The organism is Micromonospora sp. DT229 (assembly GCF_049844505.1).
In the GTDB taxonomy this organism is placed as follows: domain Bacteria; phylum Actinomycetota; class Actinomycetes; order Mycobacteriales; family Micromonosporaceae; genus Micromonospora.
Genome location: NZ_JBNCLD010000031.1, coordinates 1 through 19,605, shown reverse-complemented (window position 1 = coordinate 19,605; position 19,605 = coordinate 1). Strand labels below are relative to the sequence as shown.

Sequence of the window (19,605 nt, the reverse complement as noted above, 5' to 3'; positions counted from 1 at the left end):
GATCGATCGACATGAGCGAGCTTCGACAACGCCTTGCCCGGCTTCCCCTGGAACGCCGGGTGCAGTTCCTCGCGCTGCTGCGTGGCGGGACCGACGGCCGCGTCGCCGACCGCCCGACGCCGCGCCCACGCGGTGACACCGCACCGCTGTCCTACTCCCAGGACCTGCTGTGGTTCCTGGACCGGCTCTCCCCCGGCATGTCGGCCTACAACGTCATCGCCGCGATCTGGCTGCGCGGCCACCTCGACGTCGGCGCGCTGCGCGACAGCCTGGCCACCCTGGTCCGCCGGCACGAGCCGCTGCGCACCTCGCTGCGGGAGAGCGCCGACGGGCCGATGCAGGTGATCGCCGCCGAGGTGCCGGTCGAGCTGCCGTTGACGGTGGTCGAGGGTGACACACCGGAGGTACGCCGGGCGCGGGGGCGAGCGCTGCTACAGGACCGCGCCGCGGCGCCGTTCGACCTCGGAGCCGGCCCCCTCTGGCGCGCTGAGCTGTACCGCACCGGCGAGGACGAGCACCTGCTGGCCTGGATCGTGCACCACTCGGTCTTCGACGCCACCTCCAGCGAGGTGTTCGCAGGCGAGCTGGCCGCCACCTACGGCGCGGCCGTCGAGCACCGGGAGGTGCACCTGCCGGAGCTTCCCATCCAGTACGCCGACTTCGCCATCTGGCAGCGGGAGTGGCTGACCGGCAGCCGGTTGGAGCGGCTCACCGCGTACTGGCGGGAGAAGCTGCGCGACCTGCCGGTCCTGGAACTACCGACCGACCGCCCTCGTCCCGAGCAGTTCACCTATCGCGGTGCCGATGCCCGCAAGCCGGTCGCCGGAGGCCTGGTCGAGGCCGCCCACCGCCTCGCCCGGGAGTTGGGCGTCACGCCGTACCCCGTCTACGTGGCGGCGTTCTTCGTGCTGCTGCACCGGTACTCGCAACAGGACGACCTGGTGGTGGGTTGTTCCACAAGCGTCCGTGGCCGGCTTGAGCTGGAGCATCTGATCGGCTTCTTCGTCAACATGCTGGCGCTGCGGGTCGATGTCGGCGGCGATCCCTCGTTCGCGGATCTGGTCCGCCAGGTCGATGGTGTGGTGCGGGAGGCCTTCGCCAATGTCGACCTGCCGTTCGAGCGGGTGGTGCAGGCCGTCGCCCCGGTTCGGGACCCGTCCCGCTCGCCGGTGGTGCAGGTGACCTTCCTGTTGCCGCAGCAGCCGCAGCGGTTGCGGATGCAGGGGCTGGAGGTCGAGTTCGAGCAGCCGCCCGCTACCACCTCCAAGTTCGACATGACCTGGCAGATGTACGAGGCCGGCGACAGTTCCTCGATCGACGTCGAGTACAGCACCGATCTCTACGACGCCGGCACCATCGACGGGATGCAGACCCACTACGTGCAGCTGCTCGCCGAGCTGGTCGGCGCACCGGGGCAACCGGTCAGCCAGGCTGTCATCCTGCCCGAGGCGGATCGTGCCGAGCTCGTGGAACGCTGGAACGGGCTGGTACGCCCGGTCCCGGAGACCACCGTGGACGGTTGGTTCGCCGAGGTCGCCGCCCGCGCACCAGACGCGGTAGCCGTGGTGGCGGGTGACGAACAGGTCACCTACGGCGATCTGGAGGCAGCCGCCAACCGACTCGCCCGGTTGCTGCGCGGGCACGGCGCTGGACCCGGCGAGCGCGTGGCACTGTGTCTACCCCGTGGCGCGGACTACGTCACCGCGGTACTCGCCACCCTCAAGGCGGGGGCCGCCTTCGTACCCCTGGATCCGGCCCATCCGCCGGAGCGGATCCTCGCGCTGATCGCCGACGCCGCGCCTCGGGTGGTGGTCACCCATGCCGCCCTCACGGCCGGATTCCCGTCCCGGACCACGGACTCGGTGCAGGTGGTGGAACTCGACCGGGCCGCGGACCTGCTCGCCGGTCATCCGCCGACGGCTCCGGCCCCGGCCGCGGATCCGTCCGACCTCGCCTACGTGCTGTACACCTCGGGCAGCACGGGCACTCCCAAGGGAGTGTTGATCGAGCACCGCAGCGTGGTCAACTTCATCGGCTCCGCCCAGCGGCTGTTCGAGCTGACGCCCGCCGACCGGGTACTCGGCTACGCCTCGTACACCTTCGACGTGTCGGTCTTCGAGATGTTCGCCGCGCTGCTGACCGGCGCTCGGCTGCACATCGCGCTCGAAGCCGAACGACTGGACGTCGAGCGGCTGCAGAGCGTCCTGGAGGACGGCGGGATCACCGTCATCGACCTGCCGCCGACCGTCATGGCGTTGCTCGACCCGGCACGCCTGGACCGGCTGCGGATCTCCTTCGTCGGCGGTGAGGCCTTCCCGGCCGGGCTGGTGAACGCGTGGAACAAGGTGTCCCGCTTCTTCAACGGCTACGGCCCGACGGAGTGCACGGTCACCATGACGGTGCAGGAGTGCGAAGGATCGTGGGAGGGTTCCCCGCCGATCGGGCTTCCGATGGACAACCACGTCGCGCACGTCCTCGACCAGCACCTCGCCCTGGTGCCCCACGGCGTCCCGGGTGAACTGGTCATCGGCGGAGCCGGCCTGGCCCGCGGGTACCTCAACGCACCCGAGCTGACCGGTGAGAAGTTCGTGCCGGACCCGTTCGGCACCGCTCCCGGCGGCCGGCTCTACCGCACCGGCGATCTCGTCCGGCGGCGCCGCGACGGGGCCATCGTGTTCCTGGGCCGGGTGGACCGCCAGATCAAGATCCGCGGTGTCCGGATCGAGCCGGGTGAGATCGAGGCGGTGCTCGCCGCCGTCCCGGGAGTCCGGCAGGGGTACGTCGAGGCGTGGGCGGACCAACGCGGCCAGCGGCACCTCGTGGCGTACGTCGGCGCCCCGGGTGAGCCGCCGCCGACCGCCGAGGTGTTGCGCGCCCACCTCGCGGAGCGGCTGCCGGCGATGCTGGTTCCGCAGTACCTGGTGGTGTTGCCGGCCCTGCCCCTGACCTCAAGCGGCAAGGTCGACCGCCGGGCGCTGCCCCCACCTGACGCGACCGCCCGCGCCGGCGGCGACCGGATCACCGCTCCTCGTACCGAGGCCGAGAAGATCCTGGCCGAGGAGTTCTTCGGCCCGATGCTGGAGACCCCGGACGTCGATGTCGACACCAGCTTCTTCGAGCTGGGCGGCAGCAGCCTGCAGGCCGCCCAGTTGATCTCCAAACTGCGCCGTCGTTTCGACGTGGAGATCGGCGTGGCCGACTTCTTCCGGGACTCGACGATCGCCGGGCTCGCGGTGCTCGTCGAGCGACAGCGCGCGGCGAAGCTGGACGACGACCATCTGCTCGACCTCCTCGAAACCATGTCCGACGAGGACGTGGCGCGGTTCCTCCGCAGCACGCCCGAGGGAGGCAGCTGATGGACTTCGCCGAGACCGCCCAGGAGGCGAAGCTGCGCGCCGAGGTGCGTGAGGTGCTCGCCGCACCGGCGGTCACTGCCGCCCTCCAAGCCGTGCTCGGGTCTCCCGGCGAGGCCGATGTCCGTCCGCTGTACCGCGAACTCGGCCGCCACGGTCTGCTCGCGGTCAGCTGGCCCGAGGCGTACGGCGGGCGTGGCGCCCGGCACACCGAGGCCGCCGCGGTCATCGAGGAACTCGTTCACCACGGTGTACCGGACATGGTCCATGTGTTGAGCATCCAGATCGTCGGGTTGTTCCTCCTACAGGCCGGCTCTGCTGAACAGCAGGCGGCACTGCTGCCGGCGCTCGCGTCCGGCGAACGGTTCGCGACCGTCCTCTACACCGAGCCGGAGGTCGGCTCCGACCTGGCCTCGCTCGGCACCACCGCCACCCGTCAGGGTGACGGCTGGTCGCTGACCGGCGTGAAGGTGTGGGGCCTCAAGAGCACGATGAGCGACCTGGCGCTGTGCGCTGCCCGCACCGGCGACGGGTCGAGTCGGTACGACGGCATCAGTCTCTTCCTGGTGGACCTGCACGCTGACGGGGTACGCCGCGACCAGATCGGCAGCTTCGCCGACGACCAGTTCGACCGGGTCGAGTTCGACGGGGTCCGGCTCGGACCGGAGACCCTGCTCGGCGCCGAGGGCGAGGGCTGGGCACTGCTGAACCGGTGCCTGGCGATCGAACGTACCGGTCTCGACTATTCGCTCAAGGCCGCCCGATGGTTCGACGCGGCCCTGCGCGGACTCGATCCGGGCCGCGTCGACGGGGCGCTGCTGGAGCAGGTCGGGCGCCAGTCGGCGCTCGTCGACGCCGGCCGGCTACTCGCCTGGGAGGTCCTCAGCGGTCTGGACCACGACCGGGTGGACGCGGCCGCGGCGGCGATGTCGAAGTACCACACCAGTGAGACCGCTCGCGACGTGGCCACCTGGGCGGCGCTGACCCACGGCGCCGGATATGCCGGGCACGCCCTGTCGCCCACGGACGCCCGGATTCTCGAATCGGCCTACCGCGAGGCCCCGGGGCTCACCCTGTCGGCCGGCACCTCCGAGATCATGCTGGAGCTGATCGCCAACTCCTCCTTCCATCTTCACGAGGGGAGCTGACGGCCCGGATGGACCTCACCCCTGATCCATTGGTCGACCGGCTGGCCCGGGCGGTCCGCGCCCGGCTGACCGGCGCCACCGGCTCCGACGCGGTCGACGCCCTGCGTGAGCTGGGCGCCTGGACCTTCGAGGCGCCGATCGCCGCCGACGGTCTGGACCTCGGCCTGACCTGCGGTCTGATCGTCTGCACGGAGCTGGGTCAGCGGGCGCTGCCGGAGGTGTACGGTCCCGCAGCGCTGCTGATCGACGCCCTGGCCGCGGCCGGTCGGGCCGAGGAGGCGAAGCCGTGGGCCCTCGACGGGGAGGCGCCGGTCGTGGCCGGGCTCGACCGGTGGCCGGACCGACCGCGGGTGCAGGCCCGCCCGACCACCGCGGGCTGGCAGCTGACCGGCGACCTGCCCGCGACCGGTCTGGTGCCCACGACCGGCACGAGCGGTCCGACCACGATGGATGCCGATGCGTGCCTGCCGGTCGACGTCGACGGCGCGCCCGGTCTGGCGGTCGTCGCGGCTGATGTGTGGGCGGCCGCGCTGCGCGGCGGCGCCCCACTCAACCAGACGCCCGCCGTCGATGTGGTGACCGGTTTCGACCTCACCGCCCTGGTGACCCGTGCGCGGATCCGTCAGGCCGGCTACCTCGTCGGGCTGGCCGACGGCGCGCTCGCCGCGGCGGCGCAGCACGCCGCGCGGCGGGTCCAGTTCGGCAAGCCGATCCTGGAGCACCAGGCCGTGGCGTTCCCCCTCGCCCGGGCCGCGGTCGCGATCCGGGCCACCCGCGTCCTGGCGGCGCGTGCCGCCTGGCTCGTGGACACCGGACACACCGCCGGGTCGGGCTCTGCGGGGGACCCCGCCCGGCTGGCCGCCACCCAGGCGCTCGCCCTGGCAGCCGAGACCGCGCTCAGCACCATCCGGCAGGCGATCCAGACCCACGGCGCACGCGGCCTGAGCCTGGACACCCCGGTACACGCGTACCACCTCGCCGTCCGGCAGGCGGCGACCCGCCTGGGCGCTCCGAGCGTCCTGTGGCGCGAGGCCGGCGCGCTCCGACTGACCGCACAGCATGGAAAGGAAGGCGACCAGCATGCGTCTGCGGGAGGTTCAGCCGGCGGCGACGCCGCTGGACGAGATCGATCTGTTTCCGGCGGAGTGGTACCAGTCCGGTGACCCGCACGCAGCCTGGCGGACCCTGCGCGAGACCCGACCGGTCTGGCGACAGGAGACTCCCGAGGGGGTGCCGTTCTGGTCGGTGACCCGCTACCAGGACGTCGTGGCGGTGCTCCGGGACACCGCCCGGTTCAGCTCGGAGTACAGCACGATGCTGACCGTTCTCGGCGACGGCGACACCGCCCGCGGCAAGGCGATCCATCTCATGGATCCACCGCGGCACGGCGCGGTGCGCAGCAGCGCGATCCCCGCGCTGTCGATGCGGGCGATGCGTCGACACGAGGACGCCATCCGCAAGCGGATCCGGGAGCTGTTGGTGACCGCCGTGGAGCGCGGCCGGTGCGACTTCGCCGAGGCGATGACGGTGCTGCCGATGGTGGTGTCCGGCGCGGTGCTCGGCGTACCGGAGCGGGAGTGGGTCGAGACGGCCAAGTGGACGGTCGCCAGCATGGCGCCGGACGACCCGGCGTACACCGTGGGTGACCCGCGCTCCACCCTCCTGGAGGCACACGTCTACCTGTTCTCGATGTTCTCCGAGCTGGTCGAGGCCCGCCGGGCCGAGCCGGCCGACGACCTCGTTTCCCAGCTGGTCGCGATGCGCATCGACGGTCGGCCGGCGACCGACGAGGAGGTCCTGGTCAACTGCTACGCGGTGATCATGGGCGCCAATCCGACCATCCCGCAGGCGGCGGCCCACCTGGTGCTGGTCTTGGCCGACCGACCGGATCTCTGGCGGCGGTTACGCGAGGAACCGGCGCTGGTCGGCCCGGTGGTCGAGGAGACGTTGCGCTGGTCGAGCCCGGTCAACCACCTGCTGCGCCGCGCCGCCGAGGAGGTCCGGCTCGGCGACGAGACGGTACCCGCCGGCGGGCTGGTCGTGGCGTGGCTCGGCTCCGCCAACCGCGACGAGCAGGTCTTCACCGACCCGTTCCGCTACGACCCGGACCGGGCGAGCAACCCGCATGTCGCGTTCGGGTACGGCGCGCACCGCTGCGTCGGCAACTCCACGGCCCAACTCGGCCTACAGATCCTGCTGGAGGAGATGATCGCGACGGTCGGCACGATCGAGATCGACGGCGAGGTGTCCCACCTGCGCTCCAACTTCCTCAACGGAGTCACCCGGCTGCCGGTGTCCATGACGGAGGTGCCGGTTGTCAACGGGTGAGGACACGGGACGACGGCAGGAGCGGCTGGCCGCGTTCGGTGGTACCCCGGCGGTGCCGCGCGAGCTGCGGACGACGGCATGGCCGGTGGTCACCGACGCCGACCGGGACGCGGTGCTCCGCGTCCTCGACGGCGGCCGGCTCGTCTCGGACACCAACGGCGCGACCGCCGTCAGTGACCTCGAGGAGCGCTGGGCCGCCCGCTGCGGGGTGGCGCACTGCGTCGCCACCTCCAACGGCACCACCGCCCTGTCGACCGCGCTCGCCGCGCTCGGTGTCGGGTCGGGCGACGAGGTGATCGTGCCCTCCCTGAGCTTCATCGCCTCGGCCCTGGCGCCGGTGCACCAGATGGCGGTGCCGGTGTTCGCCGACGTCGACCCCGGCAGCTTCACCCTCGACCCGGCCTCGGTGCGGGCCCAGATCACCCCCCGCACGGCCGCGATTCTCGCGGTGCACCTGCACGGGCAACCGGCCGACATGGACGCCCTGGCGGCGATCGCCCGGGAGCACGGCCTGGCGATGGTGGAGGACGCGGCACAGGCACACGGTGCCCACTGGCATGGCCGGCCGGTCGGCTCGCTCGGCGACGCGGCCGCGTTCAGCCTCCAGGTGACGAAGAACCTGCCGACCTGCGGTGAGGGCGGCCTGGTGACCTGCGCCGACGAGTCCGTCGCCGAGCGGGCCCGGATGATCCGCCAGTTCGGCGAGGTGATCACGCCGGGACGCGACCGCGACTACGTGTCGCACCTGCTCGGCTGGAACCACAAGCTCAGCGCGGTGCAGGCGGCCTTCACCCTCTCCCAACTGGACCGCTTCGACGCCTACGAGCAGGCGCGGCAGCGCAATGTCGCCGCCTTCCTCGACCGGCTTCGTCCGCTGCCCGGCCTGGTCGTGCCGACCGTGACGCCGGGCTCCAGCCATGCCTGGCACATCCTGCGGCTGCGCCTGGACGCGACCGCGGCCGGGCTCGACGGTGTGCAGCCTGCCGGGTTCCGCCGGGCCGTACACCGACTGCTGCGGGCCGAAGGGGTGCCGGTGTCCCGGTACCAGGTGATGACTCTGCCCGATCAGAAGGTGTTCACCGAGCGGACCGGGTTCGGCGACGGGCGGCCCTGGGCGGGCGCCGCCGAGCCGCCCGCACCGCACGACACGGTCGCCCGGGCCGTCATCGAGGACTCACTGACGTTGCAGAAGCGGCACCTCAACCCGGACGCCGGCGAAGCCCTCCAGCGCTATGCCGACGGCTTCGAGAAGGTCTGGCGCCATCTCGACACGGTCCGGCACCTGGCGGCGGCGTCATGACCGATCTGGCCACGGTCGCCAACCGGATCCGCCACCACGTGGTGGACATGTGCGCGGGCCCCGAGGGGGGCCATCTGGGCGGCTCGCTATCCATCGTGGACATCTTGACCGTCCTGTACTTCCAGGCGCTGAAGGTGGCCCCGGACCAGCCTGACGCCGCGGACCGGGACATCTTCCTGCTGAGCAAGGGTCACGGTGCGATCGCGCTCTACGCGACCCTGGCCGAACGCGGCTTCTTCCCCGTCGAGGAACTGAAGACGTACGGCACCTCGGCGGGCCGGCTGATGGGCCACCCGGTACGCGCGGTGCCCGGCGTCGAGATGCCGACCGGCTCACTGGGGCACGGCCTGCCGCTGGCGCTCGGGTTCGCCTATGCCGCGCGGCTGCAACGGGCCGCCGCGAACGGACAACCGGAGCGGTCGGCGGGAACGGTGCGCCGACGCCGGACCGTCGTGCTGCTCGGCGACGGCGAGTTGCAGGAAGGCTCCTGCTGGGAGGCGGCCATGGGGGCCGCCGCACTGGGCCTGCGGGACCTCGTCGCGATCGTCGATCGCAACGGCTTGCAGCTGACCGGTTCCACGGAGCAGTTGTGTCCGCTCGAGCCGCTCGCCGATCGCTGGGCCAGCTTCGGCTGGCGGGTGCTGGAGGTCGACGGTCACGACCACAAGGCGCTGAGCGTCGCGCTCGAAGAGGACGGGGAGCCGGACGACCCGCGACCCGGGGCTCCGCTCGCCATCATCGCCCACACGGAGAAGGCACACGGCCTGTCGTTCGTGGCCGGCCAGGTGAAGAGCCACTACGCGGCCCTGTCGCCACGCATGGCGGCGCGCGCGCACCGGGCCCTGGACAGCGCCGAACCGCAGGTCGGTGGGGCCGGATGAGCCTTGCCACGCGTACGGCGTACCGGGACCACCTCGTCCGGATGATGGCAGACGACCCGCGGATCGTCTGCCTGGACACCGACACGGGCCTGTTCGCGGGTGTCGATTTCGGCGCCGCCGCCTCCCGCTACGTCAACCTCGGCATCGCCGAACAGAACCTCATGGGCATGGCGGCCGGTCTGGCGGCCTCCGGGTGGCGGCCGTACGTCAACACGATGGCCACCTTCGCCAGCACCCGCGCGGTCGAGGCCGTCAAGGTCGACATCGCCTACAACGCGCTGCCGGTGCGCATCGTCGCGACCCACGCCGGTGTGTCCGCCGGGCATCTCGGGCCGACCCACCACTGCCTGGAGGACCTGGCGGTGATGCGCACCCTGCCGAACATGACGGTGGTGGTGCCGGGCGACGCACCCGCCGTACCGGATCTGCTCACCCAGTTGGCGACCCTGCCCGGCCCGGCCTACGTACGGCTGGGCCGCAAGGCCACGCCCGACCTGCCGGCGGCGGCGCGGCGACCGCTGGTGGGTCAACTCCAGACCCTGCTCCCGGACGGCGAGGTCCTCATCGTGTCCTGCGGCCCGCAGCCGACCCTGCGCGCCCTGGCCGCCGCCGAGCTGTTGTCCGCCGGCGGCCCGACCACCCCGCCGGTTGCGGCACGGGTGGTGCAGGCGCACACCGTGCAGCCGTTCGACGTCGATGGTCTGCTGCGCCACGCCGCCGACGTGCGGCTGGTGGTGACCGTCGAGGAGCACTGGCGCACCGGCGGCCTCGGCTCCACGGTCGCCGAGATCCTCGCCGAACGGCTCCCGCGCCGGCTGCTGCGCCTGGCGCTGCCCGATGCCTTCGTCGCGACCGTCGGCTCGCCGGACGAGCTGCTCGACCACGCCGGGCTCAGCCCGGAGGGGATCGCCGCGGCGATCACCGCCGCAGAAACCGACAATGGAGGGAGAACCAATGGTCAGCTGCCCAGAGTGTGAGGCCAAGGTCACGGTCCCGGAACCGGTCCGACTCAACGAGATCGTCGAGTGCCCGGATTGCCGCGCCGAGCTTGAGGTCGTCAGTGTCGAGCCGCTGCTCGTCGCGCTCGCCCCCGAGGCCGAGGAGGACTGGGGCGAATGACCGTGATCGACGGTCCGGTCGCGCTGGTAGCGTCACGGGTGCGGGTCGAGGAGAAGCGGCTCATGGACGCCCTCGACCGTCGTGCCGTGCGCTACCAACACGTCGATCCGCGTACCCTCTGGCACCGAGCCGAGGACGGGGCCCGGTGGGGCCTGGCGCTCAACCGGGAGATCGCGCACAGCCGCGCGCTGGCGGTCGCGCGCACTCTCGAGGCGCAGGGCTCGACGGTGTTCAACAGCGCGACGACGACCGAGGTGTGCGGCGACAAGTGGCGCAGCACCCTCGCGTTGCGGGCGGCCGGGCTGCCCGTACCCCGCACCGCCCTGGGGCTCACCCCGGAGGCGGCGCTGGACGCGCTGGACGCCATCGGCTATCCGGCCGTCATCAAGCCGTTGCAGGGCTCGTGGGGCCGGCTGGTCTCGCTGGTGCCGGACCGGCAGGTCGCGGAGACCCTGCTCGAGTACGTCGCCGCGCTGCCGGCGCCGCAGGCGCGGTTGGTCTACGTGCAGGAGTTCGTCGACAAGCCCGGCCGGGACATCCGCGTGCTGGTCGTCGGAGGGCGGGCGATCGCCGCGACGTACCGGACGGGCAGCGGGCTGCGGACGAACGTCGCCCGTGGCGCGCAGAGCCTGCCGTGCCCGGTCACGGAGGACGTCGCGGGGCTGGCCACGGCCGCGGCGAAGGCGGTGGGCGGCGATGTCACCGGGGTCGACCTGATCGAGACCCGGGCCGGTGACCTGCTGGTGCTGGAGGTCAACGACCGGGTCGAGTTCGCCGGGCTACAGGCGGCGCTCGGCGACACCGTCGACGTGGCGTCGCACATCGTCGACCTGGTGGTGCGGGGATGACCCGGGTCAGCGTCGTCGGGGGTGCCGGTTACATCGGCGGTGAACTGCTGCGGCTGCTCACCTGCCACCCCGGGGTCACGGTTGCCGCGGCGACCTCGACCCGGCTCGCCGGACGCCGGGTCGACGGCCCGCACCCCAACCTGCGCGGGAGCACCGAACTGACCTTCGTCCACCCGGACGACCTCCAGCGCAGCGATGTCCTGTTCCTGGCGACCCCGCACACCGAGACGATGGACACGATGGACCGCTACCGAGGCCTGGCCGACGTGGTGATCGACCTGTCCGGGGACTTCCGGCTGCGTGATCCCGACGTGTACCGCGCCTACTACGGGGTCGCGCATCGGGCTCCCGGCCTGCTCGGCAGCTTCGTCCCGGGCCTGCCGGAGCTCCACCGTGAGGCGCTGCGTACCGCGGATCTGATCAGCGTGCCGGGCTGCATGGCGACCGCCGCGATCCTCGCGTTGCACCCACTGGCGGCCGCCGGTCTGGTGCCCGGCGAGGTGCTCGTCGACGGGCGTACCGGATCGAGCGGGTCCGGAGCGTCGGCGGGACCGGAGAACGTGCACGCCGAACGCAGCGGCGCGATGCGGGTCTTCGCCCCGCTGCGACACCGCCACGAGGCTGAGGTGACGCAGGCGACCGGCCTTCCCGCCCGGATGTCGGCGACCGGGGTGCCGGCGGTGCGCGGCGTGCAGGTGTTGTGCCATGCCGCGCTGAGCGAGGGTGTGGATGCGAGCGCCGTCCGGGCCGCCTACCGCGCCGCCTACGACACGGAACCGTTCGTCCGGGTGGTCGCCGCCAACCGGGGAGCGCACCGGCTGCCGGACCCGAAGATCCTCGCCGGCAGCAACTTCTGCGACGTCGGTTACGCGGTGGACGCCGCCGAGGGTCGGGTGCTCGCCGTGGGTGCTCTCGACAACCTCGTCAAGGGCGGCGCGGGCGGCGCCGTGCAGAGCATGAACGTACGCCTGGACTGGCCGGAACGGCTCGGCCTGGAGTTCACCGGCCTGCACCCGATCTAGTCGGCGGTCGCCCATGTAGATCTCGTACGCCCACGGTCCGGCCGGCGGGGCACCGGTCAAGAGGAGACGCGAGCCGAGAGCGGAAGGAGCGCGATGGCAGGGGGATTCGCCGAGCGCAGCGACATCGTCACCGACGGCTTCGCCACCGCGCTGCTCAAATCCATGCTGGAGATCCCGTCACCCTCGTACGCCGAGGCCGAACTCGCCAAGCACCTCGCCGCGACGATGCGTGAGCTGGGCTTCGCGGCTCGTCTCGACGAGGTGGGCAACGTCATCGGCCTGCTCGACCGTGGGCCGGGCCCGACCGTGCTGTTGCTCGGACACATGGACACGGTCTCCGGACAGCCGCCGGTCCGGCTCAGCAACGGCCGGTTGTTCGGTCGGGGGGCGGTCGACGCCAAGGGTCCCCTCGCCGCGATGATCTGCGCGGCCGCGCGGGCGCACGAGTTCCGAGGCCGGCTTGTCGTCGCCGGAGTCGTCGAGGAGGAGACTCCCGGATCGCGGGGAGCCATGAACGTGCGCCGCCGGCAGCCGCCTCCCGAGGCCGTCGTGATCGGCGAGCCGAGCGGCTGGTCAGGGGTCGTGATCGGGTACAAGGGCAAGCTGGACGTGCGCTACCGGGTCGAGTGCCCGGCGACGCATCCGAGCGCGCCGCAGCCGAAGGCGGTGGAGTTGGCCGCCCGGGCCTGGACGTCGCTGCTGGACATTCTGGGCCCGGAAGCCTCGCACCTGAGGTTCGACCAGCCCGGCGCGACCCTCGTGTCGCTGGTCGGTGACCTCACCTCGGCGACGGCCGAGTTCAGCGTGCGGACACCGGCCGGGTTCGATGTCGAGGGGTGCCTCACCAAGCTGCGCGAGCAGCTCGACGAGGGCGTCTTCGAGGTGCGGAACGCGGTAGCGCCGTGCCGGGTACGGCGAACCGACCCGGTCGTGCGGGCGTTGTCCCACGCGATCCGCCGGCACGGCGGTGTACCCACCGCGAAGCTCAAGACCGCCACCTCGGACATGAACACCCTCGCTGAGGTGTGGCGGGTGCCGATGGCGACGTACGGGCCGGGCGACAGCCGCCTCGACCACCACGACGACGAACACATCGACCTGGACGAGTACATGCGCGGCATCGCCGTGCTCAGCGATGCGCTGCTGGAGCTGTCGGCCCTGCCGGTGACCGCGCCTGGAGGCACCACCCGATGACGGATCCGAACGACGCCCGGTCGGACGGCGCCCTGGCGGGACTGACCCCGCAACAGCGTTCCCTGCTGATGCTGGAGCTGGCCCGTCGCCGCAGAGCGGAACGAACCGTGGTGCCACGGCAGCCCCGCAGCGGCGAGCCCGCGCGATTCCCCGCCTCCGCCGGGCAGGAGCGGCTCTGGTACCTGCATCAGCTCGATCCCGCCTCGGTGGCGTACGTCCTGCCGGTCGTCGTGCGGCTGCGGGGCGCACTGGACGAGGGGGCCCTGGAACGCTCGCTGCGCTGGCTGGTGCGGCGGCACGAGGCGCTGCGCACCGGATTCGAGGGGACGGCCGAGGGAGTACGCCAGTTCGTACACGGCCCGGACACCGTGGCCATCGGCCTCGACCGTGCCGACGCGACCGAGGAGACGCTGCCCGCCGCCGTGCGCGCGTTCGTCGCCCGGGGCTTCGACCCGGCCCGGCCCCCGCTGTTGCGGGCCACGCTGCTGCGCCTGGGCCCGGAGGACGTCGCGCTCGTCATCGCCGTGCACCACCTGGTCGTCGACGGCTGGTCACTGGCCGTACTCGTCGACGACCTGGAGGCGGCCTACCGTGCCGGCGGCGACCCGGATCTGCCGGCACCCGACCTTCAGTACGCCGACTACGCGCACTGGGAACACCAGCAGCGTCGCGGCAGCGCGTGGAACGGCGACCTCGAGTACTGGCGTGAACACCTGCGCGGGGCGCAACCGCTGGAGCTCCCGGCGGACACGACCGACGGCGATCGGCCCGACCCGTCGGCGGGCGACGCGGTGCCGCTGCGGCTCACGGCGGAGCTCGTCGGCCGGGTCGGCGCGCTCGCCGCGACGCACGACGCCACCCCGTTCATGGTTCTGACCGCGGCACTGTCGGTCGTGCTCGCCCGCTGGACCGGCCGCAGCGACCTGCTCATCGGCACCCCGGTCGCCGGGCGGCACCAGGTGGAGTTGGAGCGGATCGTGGGCTTCTTCGTAAACACGGTCGCCCTGCGAATCCGCACCACCCGCCGGGACCGATTCACCGACCTGCTCGATCGGGTACGCGACGAATGCGTCCAGGCGTTCGCCCACCAGCAGGTCCCGTTCGACCGGGTCGTCGCCGAGTTGCCCGATCGGCCCGTCGGCGGCGACCTCGTCCGGGTGCTCTTCGCGATGCGCAACGTCGGGATGCGTCCACTGCGGCTGCCGGGCCTGTCCACCGAGGTCGTCGAGATCCCCGGCGGCGGCGCCCAACTGGACGTGGCGCTCGAACTCGTCCCGGCCCCCGACGGCGGGCTGCACGGATCGCTGGAGTACGCCGCCGGCCGATTCACCGCCGCGACCGCAGGCCGGTTGGCCGCCGCCTTCCAGCACGTGCTCGACGCCGCCGTCGCTGACCCGGACAGGCAGGTCGACCGGCTGCCGGTGATGCCCGGGGCCGCCGGGTGGGCCGCAGTGGCTCCCCCGACCGGCGCGCCGCGGCCGCTGGTGCCGGAGTGGTTCGCGACCGTCGCCGCGGCGACTCCGGCAGCGGTCGCCGTCGTCGTGGACGCGAGCGGCGAGCGGTTGACCTACGGCGAACTCGACCTCCGGGTTCGGCGCCTGACCCGGGCGCTGCGTGGACGGGTCGGCCCGGAGGACCGGGTCGGCGTCGCGCTGGAGCCCGGCGTGGACCTCGTGGTGACCTTCCTGGCGGTGCTCCGCGCGGGTGCGGTCTACCTGCCGTTGGATCCCACCACGCCGCCGGTACGGCGGGCGGCGATGCTCGCCGACGCGGCGCCGGTACTGGTCATCACGAACGACCCGTCCTCCGGGCCGGACGAGAACGGGGTGTCGCTGGACAGCCTCCTCACCCAGGAGGTGGACGGCACGGACGCCCCGGTGCCGGTGCATCCGGCCTCGGCCGCGTACGTGCTGTTCACGTCCGGCTCGACCGGCCGGCCCAAGGGGGTCGTCATCACCCACGGTGCGATCGCCAACCGGATCGTCGAGATGCACGATCGCGACGGCTTCGACCGCGAGGAGCGCGTCCTGCAACGCACCTCGATCGGCTTCGACCCGTCGCTGACCGAGATGCTGGCCCCGCTGCTCGCCGGGGGAACTCTCGTCGTGGCCCGACCCGATCGCAGCACCGACCCGGACCACCTGCTCGACGCGATCGACCGGCACGGGGTGACCAGCATCGACTTCGTGCCGTCGCTGCTGCGCCTGATGCTCGATCGACCCGACGCCGACGGGCGGCTCGGTCGGCTGCGGCGCCTCTACAGCGGGGGCGAGGAGCTCTCGTCCGGGTTGGCGCGGCGCTTCACCGACCTCTGTCCGGCCACCACCCTGATCAACCTGTACGGGCCGACGGAGGCCGCCGTCGACGTCAGTGCCCAGCGGGTTACCGCCCCGGTGCCGTCCAGGGTGCCGATCGGGACAGCTCTGGGCGGGGTGGAGCTTGTCGTTCTCGACGGCGCCCTGCGGCCGCTTCCGCCCGGGGTGCCGGGTGAACTGTTCGTCGGCGGTGTCCAGGTGGCCCGGGGCTATCTGGGACGGCCGGGACTGACCGCGGAGCGGTTCGTGCCGCATCCGCTGCGGCCGGGCGCGCGGCTGTACGCGACCGGTGACCGGGTACGGCGTGACGAGCAGGGGACGCTGGACTTCCTCGGTCGTATCGACCACCAGTTGAAGATCCGCGGCACCCGGATCGAGCCCGCCGAGGTGGAGGCCGCGCTGCGGGCCGTGCCCGGGGTCGCCGACGCGGCCGTCAGCGCGCAGGACGACCGGCTCGTCGCCCACCTGGTAGCCGTCGAAGGCACGGATCGGCCCACGGCCGCGCAGGTGCGCACGGAGGTCGCGGACCGGTTGTCGGCGGCGATGGTGCCGACCGCCTTCGTCTGGCTGCCCGCTCTGCCGCTGACCTCCGCGGGCAAGATCGACCGGTCGGCGCTGCCGCCCGTTCCGGCATCGGAACCCTCCGGTGTCGGGCCGGTCGCGCCCGACGGGGCCCTGGAGGAGGTACTCGCCGGGGTGTGGGCCGACGTGCTCGACGTGGCATCGGTCGGAGTGTCCGACGACTTCTACGCCCTCGGCGGGCACTCGCTGCTGTCCACCCAGATCGTCGCCCGGCTGAACGACCTGCTGCGGGTCGAACTGTCGGTGCGCGACCTGGTCGGGGTGACGACCGTCCGTGAGTTCGCGCCGGTGGTACGGAACGCCGGGGCCACGGCGGGCGTCGATGTCGACCGGGTGGCGAAGATCGTGCTGGCGGTCAGCGCGATGTCGGCCGACGAGGTCGACGAACGGCTCGGCGCGCAGAAGGCGGGACGATGAGCGGCACCGTGAGCGACCTGGTCCACCTGCTGCGCCTGCGCGCCGAGGAGGGACCGGACACGACGGCACTGCTGTTCGAAGAGGCGGTCGACGAGCCGCGGGCCCTCACCTACGGGGGTCTCGACGAGCAGGCCCGGGCCGTCGCGGTCGCGCTCACCGCCGCCGGCGCGACGACCGGGGACCGGGTGCTGCTGGTGCACGCCCCAGGCCTGGCGTACATCGCGGGCTTCTTCGGCGCCCTGTACGCCGGCGTCGTGCCGGTGCCGGTCTACCCGCCCCGCGACAGCCGAGGCATCGCCCGGGTCGCGGCGATCGCCGCCGACGCGGGGGCCCGGTTCGCCCTGACGGACGCCTCGACCGGTGCCTCCGTGCGGCAGCGACTCGACCCGGGGCTGCGCTGGCTGCGCACCGACGATCTCGACCTCACGACCGCCGGCGAATGGCGGGCCCCGCGGACGGACCCGCAGTCGGTGGCGTTCCTCCAGTACACCTCCGGTTCGACGGCCACTCCGAAGGGTGTCGTCGTCAGCCACGCCAACCTGCTGCACAACTCCGCGGTCATCGCCCAGGTGATCGGCGCGGACGCGGACACCCGGGCGGTCAGTTGGCTGCCGCCGTACCACGACATGGGTCTGATCGGTGGCATCCTTCAGCCGCTCTACAGCGGCTTCCCGTGTCTGCTGCTACCGCCGATGGCGTTCCTGCACGAGCCGGCGCGCTGGCTACGGGCGATCAGCACGTTCCGCGCGACGTCGAGCGCGGCGCCCGACTTCGCGTACGCCGAGTGCGTCCGCCGGATCTCCGACGCCGACCTCGCCGAACTGGACCTCAGCGGCTGGCGGCACGCGCTGGTCGGCGCCGAGCGGGTCCGCCCGCAGACCATGGACGCGTTCGCCGCCCGGTTCGGCCCGGCCGGCTTCCGCGCCTCGGCGTTCCTGCCCTGCTACGGCCTGGCCGAGGCCACCCTGTTCGTGACCGGGGTGAAACCGGACGGCGTACCGGCCCGGCTGGTGCTCGACCGGGAAGCCCTGGCCGCGGACGAGGTGCGCGAGGTGACCGGCGGTGTGCCCTACGCCAGTTGCGGTGCTCCCGCCGGGCCGGACCAGGTCGCCGTCGTCGACCCGGAGACCTCGTCCCGCCGGCCCGCACGCGGGGTCGGTGAGATCTGGGTGAGCGGCCCCACCGTGGCCGGCGGCTACTGGGGCCGGGACGAGCCCTTCACCGCTGCGCTGGACGGCCGGAACTGGCTGCGTACCGGCGACCTCGGTTTCCTCGACGGGGACCAGCTCTACGTCACCGGACGGTTGAAGGACCTGATCGTGGTGCGCGGCGCCAACCACTACCCGGAGGATCTCGAGGCGACCGCCGAACATGCGGCCGATGCGCTGCTGCCGGGTCGTGCGGCGGCCTTCCCGCTGGACGACGGTGGCGCCGAGGCCGTGATCGTGGTCGCCGAGGTACGTCGCGGCGCCGCCCTCGACGGCGTCGCCGAGGCGGTGCGCGGCGCCGTGTCGGCGGCGCACGGGATCGCCCTGCACGACGTGCTTCTGGTCCGGGCCGGGGCGGTCCCGCGCACCTCCAGCGGCAAGATCCAGCGCCGGGAGTGCGCCCGCCGGTACCGCGACGGCGAGCTGCCGCCTGCCCGCCCGCCGCGCAGCCCGGCGACGGGCACAGCGGCAACACCACGGCCGACGGTGCCGGCGGAACTGGTCGGGGTGCTCGCAGCAGCCCTCGACCGTGATCCGAGCACGGTCGACCCGGCCGCTGCGCTGGTCGAGCAAGGGCTCGACTCGCTGCGGGCGGTCCGGCTCAGCGCGGCGCTCGGCGGACGGGTCGACGTGGCCACCCTGCTCGGTGGCGCGAGCCTGCTGGACCTGGTCGACCTGCCGGCAATCCCGGCGGCAGCCGACCCGGTCGCCACCGTGGAGGGTCCGGTCCCGGCCACCGCCGGGCAGGAGCGGCTGTGGGTGCTGCACGGGCTCGGCGCCGGGGAGGCCTACCACGTCACCGGCGTCACCCGCCTGCCGCCGGGCATCGGGGAGGCCGAGGCGGTCGCCGCCGTACGCTGGCTCGTCGACCGACACCCCGCCCTGCGCACCGCGCTGCGAATCGGGGTCGACGGACGACTGGAACAGATCGTGCACGGATCCGCCGAGCCACCTGTCGAACGGCTGGCCACACCGGCCGACCTGCCGACGTGGTCGGCCCTCCCGTTCGACCTGGGCACGGCTCCACTGGTCCGGGCGGCGCTGATCGCCGAAGGGCCGTCTCTGGCGCTGTGCGCGCACCACATCGTGGTGGACGGGCGGTCATTCCTGGTCCTGGCGGAGGAGTTCGCCGCCGCGTGCCGTGCGTTCGCGGAGGGTCGCCGGCCGGACCTGCCACCGCCCCCGCACACGTACGCCGCCTTCGCCCGACATGCGCCCGTCCCCCCGAACGACGGCTTCTGGGAGTCCTACCTGGACGGAGCCGAGGCGCCGGACATGTCGGTGGCCCCACCCGCCGTGGGCGCCGAGATGTTCACCGGTGCCTCGGTGCCGTTGGAACTGCCAGCCGAGCTCACCGAGGGCCTGCGGGCGCTGGCCCGGAGCCACCAGGTGAGTCTGTTCATGGTGCTCGCCGCCGGCCTCACGACCGTGCTCGCGCGCTGGTCGAACCGGCCGGACGTGCTGTTCGGCACCGCCGCCGACGGTCGCCCGCACGCCGGTTTCGACCGGGTGGTCGGGTTCTTCGCGACCACTCTGCCGCTGCGGGTCGACACCTCCGACAATCCGACCTTCGTCGACCTGCTGCATCGGGTCCGGGACCAGGCGCTGGCCGTCTATTCCCGCCGGGACGTACCGTCACCGCCGATCCGGCATCTGCTGGTGCTTCAGGAACCGCGTCCCGCGGACCTGCCGGTCACCGTACCCCCACCCTCGGGTGCCAAGTTCGACCTGGAGTTCGACCTGGTGCCGCAGCCCGACGGCGCGCTCCGCGGCACCCTGACGTACGCCACGGCCCGCTTCGAGGCCGCCGACGCCCGTGCGCTGGCCGCTGCTTTGGGTTTGGTGTTGGCCGGGGTGGTGGCTGACGCGTCGCGGCGGTTGTCGCGGCTG

13 protein-coding genes are annotated in these 19,605 nt (G+C 72.7%); all 13 read left to right on the top strand.

Translation table 11 applies throughout. The features are described 5' to 3' along the window. Positions 1-11: 11 nt before the first annotated feature. Entirely contained in the window at positions 12-3,356 is a 3,345-nt protein-coding gene (locus ACLQ2T_RS28200; RefSeq protein WP_425769397.1) for a non-ribosomal peptide synthetase, read from the top strand. Then, positions 3,356-4,501, top strand: coding sequence for an acyl-CoA dehydrogenase family protein (locus tag ACLQ2T_RS28195; protein ID WP_425769396.1), 1,146 nt, complete (start codon positions 3,356-3,358; stop codon positions 4,499-4,501). Before ACLQ2T_RS28200 ends, ACLQ2T_RS28195 begins: the two co-directional genes overlap by 1 nt. 8 nt (positions 4,502-4,509) lie before the next feature. Next, the gene (locus ACLQ2T_RS28190) at positions 4,510-5,664 is read left to right on the top strand and encodes an acyl-CoA dehydrogenase family protein (RefSeq protein ID WP_425769395.1); all 1,155 of its coding nucleotides are present in this window, start codon (positions 4,510-4,512) and stop codon (positions 5,662-5,664) included. Continuing rightward, the gene (locus ACLQ2T_RS28185; RefSeq protein WP_425769394.1) at positions 5,582-6,829 is read left to right on the top strand and encodes a cytochrome P450; all 1,248 of its coding nucleotides are present in this window, start codon (positions 5,582-5,584) and stop codon (positions 6,827-6,829) included. The genes ACLQ2T_RS28190 and ACLQ2T_RS28185 overlap by 83 nt, the downstream gene beginning before the upstream one ends. Then, positions 6,816-8,129, top strand: a complete 1,314-nt coding sequence (locus tag ACLQ2T_RS28180) for a DegT/DnrJ/EryC1/StrS family aminotransferase (RefSeq protein WP_425769393.1) — start codon at positions 6,816-6,818, stop codon at positions 8,127-8,129. The genes ACLQ2T_RS28185 and ACLQ2T_RS28180 overlap by 14 nt, the downstream gene beginning before the upstream one ends. Continuing rightward, a complete protein-coding gene (locus ACLQ2T_RS28175) occupies positions 8,126-9,010 on the top strand; it encodes a transketolase (RefSeq protein ID WP_425769392.1) in 885 nt (294 codons plus the stop codon). Before ACLQ2T_RS28180 ends, ACLQ2T_RS28175 begins: the two co-directional genes overlap by 4 nt. Further along, positions 9,007-9,987: a transketolase family protein gene (locus ACLQ2T_RS28170; protein ID WP_425769391.1), complete on the top strand. Its 981-nt coding sequence runs from the start codon at positions 9,007-9,009 to the stop codon at positions 9,985-9,987. The genes ACLQ2T_RS28175 and ACLQ2T_RS28170 overlap by 4 nt, the downstream gene beginning before the upstream one ends. After that, positions 9,965-10,129 carry a lysine biosynthesis protein LysW gene (gene lysW / locus ACLQ2T_RS28165; RefSeq protein ID WP_425769390.1) on the top strand — a complete coding sequence of 55 codons (165 nt, stop codon included), beginning with the start codon at positions 9,965-9,967 and terminating at the stop codon, positions 10,127-10,129. The genes ACLQ2T_RS28170 and lysW overlap by 23 nt, the downstream gene beginning before the upstream one ends. Next, on the top strand, positions 10,126-10,977 hold the full coding sequence (locus ACLQ2T_RS28160) for a RimK family alpha-L-glutamate ligase (protein WP_425769389.1): 852 nt from the start codon (positions 10,126-10,128) through the stop codon (positions 10,975-10,977). Before lysW ends, ACLQ2T_RS28160 begins: the two co-directional genes overlap by 4 nt. Further along, positions 10,974-11,999 carry an N-acetyl-gamma-glutamyl-phosphate reductase gene (gene argC / locus ACLQ2T_RS28155; protein WP_425769388.1) on the top strand — a complete coding sequence of 342 codons (1,026 nt, stop codon included), beginning with the start codon at positions 10,974-10,976 and terminating at the stop codon, positions 11,997-11,999. The genes ACLQ2T_RS28160 and argC overlap by 4 nt, the downstream gene beginning before the upstream one ends. Positions 12,000-12,092: 93 nt before the next feature. Continuing rightward, the gene (locus ACLQ2T_RS28150; RefSeq protein WP_425769387.1) at positions 12,093-13,193 is read left to right on the top strand and encodes a M20/M25/M40 family metallo-hydrolase; all 1,101 of its coding nucleotides are present in this window, start codon (positions 12,093-12,095) and stop codon (positions 13,191-13,193) included. After that, complete coding sequence (locus ACLQ2T_RS28145; RefSeq protein ID WP_425769386.1) at positions 13,190-16,507, top strand: non-ribosomal peptide synthetase; 3,318 nt, start codon at positions 13,190-13,192, stop codon at positions 16,505-16,507. Before ACLQ2T_RS28150 ends, ACLQ2T_RS28145 begins: the two co-directional genes overlap by 4 nt. Next, the coding region (locus ACLQ2T_RS28140; RefSeq protein ID WP_425769385.1) for an AMP-binding protein at positions 16,504-19,605 on the top strand (3,102 nt) is incomplete at its 3' end. The genes ACLQ2T_RS28145 and ACLQ2T_RS28140, both read left to right, overlap by 4 nt.

What these genes read in the sequence shown, in the direction of transcription:
- ACLQ2T_RS28175 (WP_425769392.1), top strand. Translation starts at nt 8,126, where the DNA reads ATGACCGATCTGGCCACGGTCGCCAACCGGATCCGCCACCACGTGGTG.
- ACLQ2T_RS28160 (WP_425769389.1), top strand. Translation starts at nt 10,126, where the DNA reads ATGACCGTGATCGACGGTCCGGTCGCGCTGGTAGCGTCACGGGTGCGG.
- ACLQ2T_RS28185 (WP_425769394.1), top strand. Translation starts at nt 5,582, where the DNA reads ATGCGTCTGCGGGAGGTTCAGCCGGCGGCGACGCCGCTGGACGAGATC.
- ACLQ2T_RS28195 (WP_425769396.1), top strand. Translation starts at nt 3,356, where the DNA reads ATGGACTTCGCCGAGACCGCCCAGGAGGCGAAGCTGCGCGCCGAGGTG.
- ACLQ2T_RS28200 (WP_425769397.1), top strand. Translation starts at nt 12, where the DNA reads ATGAGCGAGCTTCGACAACGCCTTGCCCGGCTTCCCCTGGAACGCCGG.
- ACLQ2T_RS28190 (WP_425769395.1), top strand. Translation starts at nt 4,510, where the DNA reads ATGGACCTCACCCCTGATCCATTGGTCGACCGGCTGGCCCGGGCGGTC.
- ACLQ2T_RS28150 (WP_425769387.1), top strand. Translation starts at nt 12,093, where the DNA reads ATGGCAGGGGGATTCGCCGAGCGCAGCGACATCGTCACCGACGGCTTC.
- lysW (WP_425769390.1), top strand. Translation starts at nt 9,965, where the DNA reads ATGGTCAGCTGCCCAGAGTGTGAGGCCAAGGTCACGGTCCCGGAACCG.
- argC (WP_425769388.1), top strand. Translation starts at nt 10,974, where the DNA reads ATGACCCGGGTCAGCGTCGTCGGGGGTGCCGGTTACATCGGCGGTGAA.
- ACLQ2T_RS28145 (WP_425769386.1), top strand. Translation starts at nt 13,190, where the DNA reads ATGACGGATCCGAACGACGCCCGGTCGGACGGCGCCCTGGCGGGACTG.
- ACLQ2T_RS28170 (WP_425769391.1), top strand. Translation starts at nt 9,007, where the DNA reads ATGAGCCTTGCCACGCGTACGGCGTACCGGGACCACCTCGTCCGGATG.